General features: G+C 65.3%; 11 protein-coding genes. 1 reads left to right on the top strand and 10 read right to left on the bottom strand.

What is annotated here, in order from left to right; all coding sequences use genetic code 11:
* Positions 1-15: 15 nt before the first annotated feature.
* From LJ656_RS10265 to LJ656_RS10230, 8 genes are all read right to left on the bottom strand, one after another.
* Positions 16-1,215 carry an amidohydrolase family protein gene (locus tag LJ656_RS10265; protein ID WP_230509263.1) on the bottom strand — a complete coding sequence of 400 codons (1,200 nt, stop codon included), beginning with the start codon at positions 1,213-1,215 and terminating at the stop codon, positions 16-18.
* Between the two features lie 37 nt (positions 1,216-1,252).
* Complete coding sequence (locus LJ656_RS10260) at positions 1,253-1,966, bottom strand: ABC transporter ATP-binding protein (protein WP_230509257.1); 714 nt, start codon at positions 1,964-1,966, stop codon at positions 1,253-1,255.
* Positions 1,963-2,802 carry an ABC transporter ATP-binding protein gene (locus tag LJ656_RS10255; RefSeq protein WP_230509255.1) on the bottom strand — a complete coding sequence of 280 codons (840 nt, stop codon included), beginning with the start codon at positions 2,800-2,802 and terminating at the stop codon, positions 1,963-1,965. The genes LJ656_RS10260 and LJ656_RS10255 overlap by 4 nt, the downstream gene beginning before the upstream one ends.
* Positions 2,799-4,751: an ABC transporter permease gene (locus LJ656_RS10250; RefSeq protein ID WP_230509254.1), complete on the bottom strand. Its 1,953-nt coding sequence runs from the start codon at positions 4,749-4,751 to the stop codon at positions 2,799-2,801. Before LJ656_RS10250 ends, LJ656_RS10255 begins: the two co-directional genes overlap by 4 nt.
* Before the next feature lie 183 nt (positions 4,752-4,934).
* Positions 4,935-5,519: an amino acid synthesis family protein gene (locus LJ656_RS10245; protein ID WP_230509252.1), complete on the bottom strand. Its 585-nt coding sequence runs from the start codon at positions 5,517-5,519 to the stop codon at positions 4,935-4,937.
* A 58-nt stretch (positions 5,520-5,577) separates the two neighbouring features.
* A complete protein-coding gene (locus tag LJ656_RS10240) occupies positions 5,578-6,168 on the bottom strand; it encodes an amino acid synthesis family protein (protein ID WP_230509251.1) in 591 nt (196 codons plus the stop codon).
* A complete protein-coding gene (locus LJ656_RS10235) occupies positions 6,144-7,088 on the bottom strand; it encodes a UPF0280 family protein (protein ID WP_230509250.1) in 945 nt (314 codons plus the stop codon). The genes LJ656_RS10240 and LJ656_RS10235 overlap by 25 nt, the downstream gene beginning before the upstream one ends.
* A 42-nt stretch (positions 7,089-7,130) precedes the next feature.
* Positions 7,131-8,723 carry a 6-hydroxynicotinate reductase gene (locus LJ656_RS10230; protein ID WP_230509248.1) on the bottom strand — a complete coding sequence of 531 codons (1,593 nt, stop codon included), beginning with the start codon at positions 8,721-8,723 and terminating at the stop codon, positions 7,131-7,133.
* 316 nt (positions 8,724-9,039) lie between these two features.
* On the opposite strand from LJ656_RS10230, the gene LJ656_RS10225 reads away from it, so the two are divergent.
* Positions 9,040-9,723 carry a TetR/AcrR family transcriptional regulator gene (locus LJ656_RS10225; RefSeq protein WP_230509246.1) on the top strand — a complete coding sequence of 228 codons (684 nt, stop codon included), beginning with the start codon at positions 9,040-9,042 and terminating at the stop codon, positions 9,721-9,723.
* 79 nt (positions 9,724-9,802) lie between these two features.
* Here LJ656_RS10225 and pcaC read toward each other — a convergent pair whose 3' ends face one another.
* Positions 9,803-10,219 (bottom strand): 4-carboxymuconolactone decarboxylase, encoded by a 417-nt coding sequence (gene pcaC, locus LJ656_RS10220; RefSeq protein ID WP_230509245.1) that lies wholly within the window; start codon positions 10,217-10,219, stop codon positions 9,803-9,805.
* Positions 10,219-11,010, bottom strand: a complete 792-nt coding sequence (gene pcaD, locus LJ656_RS10215) for a 3-oxoadipate enol-lactonase (protein WP_230509243.1) — start codon at positions 11,008-11,010, stop codon at positions 10,219-10,221. The genes pcaC and pcaD overlap by 1 nt, the downstream gene beginning before the upstream one ends.

The following is an 11,010-nucleotide window of genomic DNA, read 5'->3' as shown; positions in this document are numbered from 1 at the left end:
CGTGACGTGCCGCGTTCACAGCACCACCGGCACTTCGGTCGCCGGCGGCGTATTGCGGCTGCGCCGGCAGCGGATGTGGCCATCGATCATTACCATCCCGACGCCCGGAATATCGCCGAGCTGCACGCTTTCGAGCAGCGTATCGGCGGCCGTGTGCTGCGCGCGGTCCATAAATACGAGGTCGGCCGGCCGGCCCACTTCAATGAGCCCCTGGCGCAGATTGCGCTGGCGCGCGGTATTGCCGGTCGCGAAGCAGAAGGCGATTTCGGCGGGCACGTCGGCGAGGCTCGCGATCAGCGCGATCATCCGCAAAATGCCGAGCGGCTGCACGCCGGAGCCGGCCGGACTATCGGTGCCGAGAATGATCCGGTGCGGACACTTCAGTTCGATCGCATGACGCGCGGTCAGCAGCGCGATCCGCTCGTTGCCGTTGTGGACGATTTCGAGCGCGCGAGTGGACTGCTCGCATAGGTCGCAAACATGCCGGTACGACAGCGACGTATGACCGCCGTTGACGTGGCCGATCACGTCGGCATCCGCTGCGAGCACGACGTCGCGATCGATCAGACCGGAGCCCGGAATCGACGGGCCGCCCGTATGAATGGTGCTTTGAATCCCATACTTGCGCGCCCACGCGACCATCTGCTGCGCTTCCTCGCCGCCCTTCACGCTGCCGAGACCGACTTCGCCGAGCAGCTTCACGCCCGCTTCCGACAGCTCCTTGAAGTCCTGCTCGACCATCCCTTTTTCGATTACCGGCGCGCCGGCCAGCACCTTCACGCCGCCGCCGACCCCGGCCGCGCGCATCCCGTCGAACGAACGCTGCGCGGTAATCGCGAGTGCCTTCACGCCGAGCACGTCTTTCGGACGACCAGGCAAATGCACTTCGCCGGCCGAGATCATCGTCGTCACGCCGCCGTTCAGATTCGATTCGATCCAGCCGAGCTGATTCTGGCGCGGGGTCCAGTCGCCGAACACCGGATGCACGTGCGAATCGATCAGCCCCGGCGCGACCGTCGTGCGTTTGCAATCGACGGTGGTGCGCGCGCCTTCGAGATCGCAGTCCTTCTCCTTGCCGACCGCGACGATCACGCCGTCGTCGATCACCAGCGTGTCCGCGTCCAGAATCGGCCGGTCGATATCGCCCGACAACAGCAGCCCGATGTTGGTTACCGCGACCTTGCCCGACAAGCCTGTCAACGTCTCTGCCGCCATCTGCCTCTCCTTTCGCCACGACAACTACCGGATGGATTTACACGCTCAGATAAGCGCGCCTCACTGTTTCGTTCCGCGCCAGTTCGCCGATCGTGCCGCTGAAACGGATCTGCCCTTTTTCGAGCACATACGCGCGGTCGCTGACCAGCTCGGCGAAGTGCAGATTCTGTTCGGACAACAGAATGGACAGCCCTTCGCGCTTCAGTTCGAGAATCATGTTCGCCATCTGCTCGACGATCACCGGCGCGACGCCTTCGGACGGTTCATCGAGCAGCACCAGATACGGATTGCCCATCAGCGTGCGCGACACGGTCAGCATCTGCTGCTCGCCGCCGCTCATCTGGCCGCCGGGGCGCCTGGGCATTTCGCCGAGATTTGGAAACAGGCGAAACAGTTTTTCCGGGGTCCATTGCGGCGCGCCTTCGCGCGGCGGCTGACGGCCGGTGTCGAGGTTCTCCATCACCGTCAGATCGGCGAATACGCGGCGGTCTTCGGGCACGAAGCCGATCCCCATCCGCGCGATCTTGTACGGCGCCAGCGCGCCGATGCTCTGGCCGCGAAACGTAACCTCGCCGTGGCGGCGCGGCAGCAGGCCCATCAGCGCTTTCATCGTGGTCGATTTGCCGGCGCCGTTGCGGCCCATCAGCGCGACCACCTCGCCGCGGCCGACTTCGAGGCCGACGTCGAACAGGATATGCGCGCGGCCGTAGAACGCGTTGAGGCCGGAGACTTTCAGCATCGGCTCGCTCATTGCACGCTCCGTCGGGCCGCATCTTGCGACGCATCTTGCGACGGGACTTGCGCGCGGTCCGCCGTATCGTGCAGCGGCGCATGCGGCTTGAACGTCTTGCCGGTGCCGAAATAGACTTCCTGCACGCGCGCGTCGTTGCGGATCGTGTCCGCGTCGCCCTCGGCGATCAGCTTGCCGCGCGCGAGCACGATCATCCGGTCCGCGTAGGCGAACACCACGTCCATGCTGTGTTCGGTAAACAGCACGCCGATCTTGTGCTCGGTCACCAGACGTTTGGTCAACCCCATCAATTCGTTGCGCTCCTTCGGCGCCATGCCGGCGGTCGGTTCATCCATCAGCAGTAATTTCGGCCGGTTCGCGAGCGCAATTGCCAGTTCGACGCGCTTCACGTCGCCATAGGCGAGCACCCCGCACGCGCGGTTCGCGTGCGCGCCCATCCCGACCTGTTCGAGCAGCGCGTAGGCTTCGTCCGTGTAACGCGAGCCGGCCGGTTTCCAAAGCCCGAAGGTCTTTTTCTCGCGCGACACCAGCGCCATCTGCACGTTTTCGAGCACCGTCATCGAGTTGAAGGTCGCGGCGATCTGGAACGTGCGGCCGACGCCACGCCGCCAGATCTCGCGCGGCCGCATTCCGACCAGCTCATGACCGTCGAGCCGGATCGAACCCGACGACGGCTGCAACTGCCCATTGACCATGTTGAAACAGGTGGACTTGCCGGCGCCGTTCGGGCCCAGCAAGGCCAGCAATTGACCGGCTTCGAGATCGAACGAAACGTCGTCGACCGCCTTCAGTCCTCCGAACGATCGCGACAGACCGCTCACGCGCAGCAGGCTCATAGCCCCTCCTTGACCGCGCCGGCCGGTTGCGACGGCGACGCGGCGCCCCCGTTGGTTTTATCGGCCTGATCGGCGTTCGCGTCGCCGAAGCGCTCGCGAATAAAGCCGACGATGCCCTGCGGAAACGCAATCACCAGCAGCAGGATCGCGAAGCCGAGCAGCGCCTGCCAGTAGTCGGTCTGCCGCGCGACCGTATCCTGCAACCACGTGAACACCGCCGCGCCGACGATCGGTCCGCTCAGCGTCTGGATGCCGCCGAGCAGCACCATCACGAGACCGTCGACCGAGCGGCTGACGCTGATCACTTCCGGCGAGATATTGCCTTTCGAGAACGCGTACAACGAACCGGCGAGTCCGCAGAACACTGCCGCGATCACGAACGACGCCCACTGCACGCGTTTCACGTCGATGCCGATCGCTTCGGCGCGCAATGTCGAATCGCGCGCCGCCCGCATTGCGTAGCCGAGCGGCGAAAACAGCATGCGGCGCAGCAGCCACACGCCGAGCACCGCGCACACGAGCGTCAGGTAATAGAACGCGACCGGCGACGACAGCCAGTTCGCCGGCCATAAGCCAAGCACGCCATTGCTGCCGCCGGTCACGTCGTCCCACTGGAATACGACCGACCAGACGATCTGCGCGAACGCGAGCGTCAGCATCGCCAGATAGACACCCGACAGCCGCACGCAGAACCAGCCGAACACCAGCGCGCCGAGCACCGCGAGCAACGGACCGAGCACGAGCGCCGCTTCCATCGGCAGATTCAGCACCTTGAGGAACAGCGCCGCGCCGTATGCGCCGAGCCCGAAGTAAGCGGCATGACCGAACGAATGCATCCCGCCCGGACCCATGATGAAATGCAGGCTCGCCGCGAACAGCACCGCGATCAGGATTTCGACCAGCAGCACCGGCATATACGGGAACGCGTTGGCCGCGAGCGGCGCGAGCAACAGCACCAGCAGCACGAACGCCGCGAGCCATTTGAGCCGCTTGCCCGCGGGCCGCAACGGCGCTTCCGGCGCGCCCATCGCGCGCACCGCGGCGCTCGCGCGGCCGAGCAGCCCCCACGGCCGCACCACCAGCACGATCGCCATCACGACGAATTCGGCGACCAGCGTAAAGCGGCTCAGCGACAGGCCGATGCCGAAGATCGTCACGTGCCCGATGCCGATACACAGCGCCTTGATCTCGGCGATCAGCAGCGCCGCGACGAACGCGCCCGGAATCGAGCCCATCCCGCCGACCACGACGACGACGAACGCATTGCCGATCGTCTCCAGATCGAGCGACAGATTCGCGGACATCCGCGGCCCCTGCAACGCGCCGCCGAGCCCGGCGAGAAACGCGCCGACGAAAAACACCCCGGTAAACAGCCACGCCTGATTGATGCCTAGCGCGCCGAGCATCTCGCGATCCTGGGTCGCCGCGCGCACCAGCGTGCCCCAGCGGGTGCGCGTCAGCGCGTACCACAACAGCAGTAGCACCAGCGGGCCGATCACGATCAGCGCGATATCGTAAGTAGGCAACGGATGGCCAAGGAATTGAACCGCGCCGGCCAGATGCGGCGCGCGCGGGCCGAACAGATCGTCGGGGCCCCATAGCCATAGCGCGGCATCGCGAAAGATCAGCACCAGCGCGAAGGTGGCGAGCAGATGAAATAGTTCGGGTGCCTGATAGATTCGGCGCAGCACGACGATCTCGACCAGCGCGCCGAGCACCGCGACCGCCAGCGCGGCGGCCAGCACCGACAGCCAGAAGCCGGCCGTGGTCTGGCCATAGCGGCTCGCGATGCTGTACGCGATGTAGATCCCGAACATATAGAACGAGCCGTGCGCGAAGTTGACGATGCGCGTGACGCCGAAGATCAACGACAGACCGGCGGCGACCAGAAATAGCGTCGACGCGTCGGCGAGTCCATTGACCAGTTGTACCAGCAGATTCGAAAGCATCGTGATCCTCGGCGGCTTGCCAGGGCGGCGCGTGTACCCCGCGTAACACGCATTTCGGCCCGTCCGGCAGGCGTTGCGGCGCGGGCGGCGCCGTGCGCGCCCGCGTCAAGGGCAGGACACTACCAGCGAAACATCCCGGGCAACAAGCGCTGCAAAAAGCACTGCAAAAAACGCCGGCCCGCTTTACCGCAAACCGTCCTCGCCCTTGATCTCGCCGACCTGCAGGCCGCCGATGCGCGGCAGCGGCCGGCCCGACGCGGTCACCGCGACCGCGACGACGATTTCGTTGGCGCGCGGCGCATCGGCGACGCGCGCTTCGATCGCGTCGAAATGGCTGCGCACGAACGCGGCGTCCTTGTGGCCGAGCGGCACGTCGATCGCGGTGCCGAGCGTGCCCATCTTCTTCGCCGACGGCACCAGCGCCGCGCCCTTTTCGACCGCCGCGCGCAGCGGCGCGCCGAGCTTCGGATGCAGGATCGCGGCCGCGTGTTCGAGTTCGCCGGCCTCGCCGACGATCGCGGCCTTGCCGTAGCTTTGCGCGTTGCCCGGCGCGATGCCGAGCGCTTCGACGCAGCGTTTGCCGAGCAGCGCGCCCAACTCCTCGCCCGCTTCGATCAGCGCGTCGAGCTTCGCTTCGTAGCGGCCCGCATACGGATTCTCGATCACCGCGATCGCCACCGCGCGGCGCGCGGGCGGCTCGATCGGCTGGCCCATTTCGATACGCGTTTCGTCGACCTGTACGACCAGCTTGCGAAGCCTGATTGCCATTTGCGCTCTCCGAGTTCGATGTTGTGCTGCTGTGCTTTGCTGTTGCGCCGGGTGGCTTTCAGCGCAACCCGTCCTTGCCGGCGATCGCCTCTTTCGCGAGGCCGCCGACCCGCGCATGCACGCGCTGTCCGGTGCTCATCACGAGGATATAGACGATTTCGTCGGCCGCCGGCGCGCCCGGCACGCGCACTTCGAGCGCATCGAAATGGCTGCGCACGTAGCTCGCGTTCACATGCGTGAGCGGCACGTCGAGCGCGGTGGACGGAGCGCCCACTTTTTTCGTCGACGGCACGATCGCGTTGGTCGGCACGCCATGCTTTTCCAGCAGCTCGCGCATCGCATAGCCGCCGGGCACATGCCACAGCGCGCCATGTTCGAGCTCGCCGCGCGCGCCGACGATCGCGCCCTTGCCATAACTTTCGATCGACGCATGCGGGACCGCCATGGCGCTCAGCAGCCGCTGCGCCATGTCGAAGCCGATCGGCTTCAGCGCCTCCATCGCGGGCGCTATCTCCGCTTCGTAGCGGCCGGCGAACGGATTGGTCATCACCGCGGCGATCGCGCCGCGCCGCAGCGGCTGCGCGGGCGCGGGCCCGAACTCGTGGAAGATGTCTTCGACGTGCGTCAGCACGCGGCGTATTTCGAACACGGAGCCTCCGTTGTCAGTGAAGCGCGCGTCGTGTCGGGCCGCGCCTCGTTTTTGTCGATGCCGGTCACGCGCACCTGTCCTTGCAGAAACAGCGCCGCGCCTTCGATCAAACCTTGCTCGCGCAGCCGTCGCGCTTGCTCGACGCCGCGTGCCAGCGCGAAATCGATCAGCGGCAGTGGCAGCGCGGGCACGTCGACGGTCACCAGTCGATCGCCAAGATCGCTATCGTCTTTCAGCGACGAAGCCGGCCGCCGCACGATCCCCGCATGTTCGAGATCGACCGCGTTCGCGATCATCGTCGCGGCGGCGTCGGCGCTCGCGGCATCGCGCGCGAGCACGGTCACGCTGTCGGCGATGCCGAGGCTGAAACTGCGGCCGCGCCAGCCGCTCGTCGCGATGCCGCGAACTGGTTGGCTTGCGGCGAGCGTCAGTTGCGCGTCGAGCGCCGCGTCTTGCGCGAAACGCGAACCCGGCGAGTATTGGGCGAGGTCAGCGAATACGCCGACCTTGTAGCGCTGCCCTTCGCTCAGATACAGCGCGATATCGCCGCCGTTGTTGATGAACGCACGCTCGATGCCGGTGCGCGCGAATGCGCCGATCAGTTCATCGGCGACGCTGCCCGCGACCGCCGCCATCGGCGTGATAAAGCGCGCGCGATGCGGATAACACGCGTGCCACATCCGCCGCGCGACCGGCCCTTGCAGCGGACAGTCGTGCAACGCGGCAGCGGCCTGCACTGGCTGCCGAAGCAACTTCAATTCGCCGACCAGCTCCTGCAACACGCTACCGAAGCGCTCCCACGCTGCCTCATACGCAGCTCGCAACGCGCGCGGCTCGCCATTCGCGCCGACGATCAGATCGATCGGCCCGTGCTGCCAGTGCCAGCGATGTTCGTCGAGCCGGTTGCGGGTGGGGGTCATCGGGTTCGTAGGTTCACAACGTTTAGTCAGGATCCTTAATCCTTACGCAGGCAGCACGGCCGGCCACGGATTGTCCGGATCGCGCGCCAGCGTGCGGCGCGCGAGCGGCGCGCCGTCCGCATGGGTCGGCCCGTTCGCGAGCACGCTTTGCAACGAGCGCACCGCATCGACGTGGCCGCCGAGATCGCGATAGGTGTCATACGTCATCGTGAATTCGATCGGCGCGACGATCGCGGGCGTCGGCACCGTGCCGAACGAACGATCGGGCATCCGCGTCACGTCGACCATCACGGTGATCCCGCCGCCCGGCCACACATAGGCCGGCGCGCCGCCGCAGGTCACGTTGACGAGTTTGCGCTTGATCGCGCGCGTGAGCAGCACCGGATTTTCGGTCGCGCCCGCGCGCAGACTGCCGCCCGCGCCGCCGAGAAACAGCACGGTGGCGAGCGACGGTTCGCAGTTCTCGCCGATTCGCTCGACCGTGCGGCGCACCGCGTCCGGCATCGGCGCGATGCGCGGCACCAGTTGCTCGTCGAGTTCGTACCATTGCGCGTGCTCGCCGGTCGTCGACACCATCAGCACGCGCATCCCCGGCTTCGCAACGGCCGGATCGAAGCCTTCGACAATGGCTAGCGGGTCCTGAATATCCGTGCCGCCCCAGCCGGTGCCGGGGTTCGCCACCTGAAAATAGCGGCCCGGCGTCGATTTGCGGCCGCGAATTTTCAGGCCCGAGCGCGTCATGCCCAGACAGCGGCCCGCCTGATGCTCGGTCAGCACGCCGGTGATGTGATCGTCGACCACCACCACTTCGTCCACATGCCCGAACCATTGCTTCGCGAAGATGCCGATCGTCGCCGAGCCGCAGCCGACTCGCATCCGCTGCTCCTCGACGCCATCGACGACCGGCGCCGCGCCCGCGCGAATCACCAGTCCCGCGCCGCCGTCGATGCTCAACTCGACCGCTTCCTTGTTGCCGAGCGCGAGCATCATGTCGCAAGTCACGCGGCCTTCTTTCTTGCTGCCGCCGGTCAGATGATGGACACCGCCAAGACTCAGCATCTGCGAGCCGTATTCGGCAGTGGTCACATGGCCGACGATCTCGCCGTTGCAGCGCACGTTCGCCTGTTCGGGGCCGAGAAAGCGGTCGGTGTCGATCTTCACCTTGAAACTGCAGTAGCTGAAGATGCCTTCGGTGACGACCGTGACCATATCGACGTCGTCGAGCTTCGACGCGACGATAAATGGCGAGGGTTTGTAGTCGGGATAGGTGGACGACGCGCCGACGCCAGTGACGAATAGCGCGGGTTCTTCGGCGTTGTCCTCGCAAGCGCCGGGAGCGCCGAACGCGATGGCCGCATCGTCACCGCGCGCATCCGGCAACGCCGCCGCACGCGACAGAAACACGACAGGATCGACCCGGATCAACCGGCCGTCCGCATTCGCATAGCGGTCGCACGCGCCGGTGCGCCCGTCGGAAATCTGGCACAGCACCGGACACGCATTGCATTCGATCTTGTTCGACGCCATCCGCTCGCTGCGCGGCGCCGACTTTTCGAGCACGGTCGGCCCCGGCGTCGACGCGGTATCGCGATCGACGCTGTCGGCACCGAAATCGACCTTCGTATGTTCTGTCATCGTGGGGTTCCGTACGACATCACAAGCAATGGCGGGTGCTGCGCGGTCCGCGAAGCGCCGCTGTTTGCAGGCCTTTTCCCGTGGGCCGCACATTTTCATGTTGCGGCCACTAACCGTTCATGTAGTATCTTCTACACCAAACGTGAGTGAAATCTACTCGATCAAAATCGACTGTGCAACGGCTTTTCCATCGGCCGGCGCGATGGTGCAATGCCGCATCGGCATGCGCGCTCCGTTCGCAAGCCGCCGTGGGCAAGCATTGAAGCCAGCCCGAACGACGCAGAAAAAACTTCGTGACCGGAGATCCGACACCGCCATGCGTCCCACCGCCGCCCGCAAACCGGGCGCCCCCGGCATCCGCGCGAAACAGGCGCAAGACACCCGCGCGAAGCTGCTGAAAGCGGCTATCAAGGTATTCGCGAAGCAGGGTTATGCGAGCGGCCGTATCGAAAGTATTTCGAAGGCCGCGCGCTCGCACGACCGAATGATCTACTACTACTTCGGCAGCAAGGAGCAGTTGTTTATCGAGGTACTGGAAACGATCTATACGCAATTCAACGAAGCGGAAAGCAAACTCGATCTCGATCTCGCCGACCCAATACATGGGCTCGAACAGATGGTCGAATTCGTCTGGCAGTACTACCTCGATCACCCTGAGTTCGTCACGCTGCTGTCGAGCGAAAACCTGCATCAGGGCAAGCATGCGAAGAAGTCGGTGAAGCTGAAGGAGATTTCCGGCTACGCGATTTCGGTGGTGCAGAAGCTGCTCGAAGCGGGCCGCGCGCAGCAGGTGTTTCGCGACGATATAGAAGCACGCGACGTCTATCTGATGATCGCGTCGCTCGGCTATTTCTACAACGCCAATCAGTACACGCTCGGCGCGTTTCTCGGCGAGCCGCTAATGGACAAGGCGGCGCTCGCGCATTGGCGGGAGGTAATCAAGGAGACGGTGCGGCGCGCGGTGTGTGTGCAGGTGCCGGTCAGCGAGGCGACTGCATAAAAAAACGCGCGACGGAAATGTCCGTCGCGCGTTGTTCGAATGCAGCCGCGTGAAACGATCGAACTGCCGCAAGCAGCCCTTACGGCTTAGCAGTAGCAGTAGCAGCAGCGGCAGCCGCCGCATCGTCCTCACGGAACAGCTTGTCGGCCAGGTGAAACGCCGAGTTCGCCGCCGGCACGCCGCAGTAGATCGCGGTCTGCATCAGCACTTCCTTGATCTGATCGCGCGTCACGCCGTTGTTCTTCGCGGCGCGCAGGTGCAGCGCGAGTTCCTCGCTGCGATTGAGCGCGACCATCATCGCGATGGTCAGCAGGCTGCGCGTATGACGCGGCAGACCTTCGCGGGTCCAGATTTCGCCCCATGCATAGCGGCTGATCAGGTTCTGGAATTCCTCGGTCAGCTCGGTGCGGTTCGCGAGCGAACGGTCGACGTGCGCGCTGCCCAGCACCGCGCGACGCACCGCAATACCGGCTTCGTAACGGTCTTCGTCGTTCATTATTTCGTCTCCGTCAGGAAGTCGATCACGGTCTTCGTAAATTCGTCGACCTTTTCGATGTTCGAGATATGCGATGCGTCGAGTTCGACGTAGCGCGCGCCCGGAATCGCCTGTGCGAGTTCACGGCCTTGCGCCGGCGTCGCGGCCAGATCGTGAGTACCGCTGATCACCAGCGCCGGCAGCTTGATGCCCGGTGCTTCGGGGCGCAGGTCGGCCGCGTCGATCGCGTCGCAATTCGATGCATAGCCTTCCTTACCGGTGTGCACGAACACGTCGCGAATCATCGCCAGCACGACCGGCTCGCGTTCGATGAACTCGGCGGTGAACCAGCGCGGCAGCACCGCGTCGGCGAGCGACAGCATCCCTTCGTTGCGGGCCTTCGCGGCGCGCGGCACCCACACTTCCGGCGACCCGATGCGCGCTGCCGTATTGCACAGCACGACGCGCTCGAAGCGGTCGCTATGACGCGCGGCCAGCGCGATGCCGGTCAGGCCGCCCATCGACAGTCCGCAGAAATGCGCGCGCGAGATCTTCAGCGTGTCCATCAGGCCGAGCACGTCGCCGGTCAGCTGTTCGATCGTGTACGGACCCTTCGGCGCTTCCGAATGGCCGTGGCCACGCGTGTCGTAGCGCAGCACGCGGAAGTGCTTCGAAAGCGCCGCGACCTGCGGCGTCCACATGGACATATCGCTGCCGAGCGAATTCGACAGCACGAGCCACGGCGCGTGGCCGTGACGATCGCCGTCGATACGATAGTGAAGCTCGGTGCCGTTGACTGCGGCGTAGGGCAT

Origin of the sequence: Paraburkholderia sejongensis, assembly GCF_020880815.1 — a bacterium.
Classification (GTDB): domain Bacteria; phylum Pseudomonadota; class Gammaproteobacteria; order Burkholderiales; family Burkholderiaceae; genus Paraburkholderia; species Paraburkholderia sejongensis.
The sequence above is the reverse complement of the archived record's forward strand: the minus strand, read 5'-3'. Positions and strand labels throughout refer to the sequence as shown.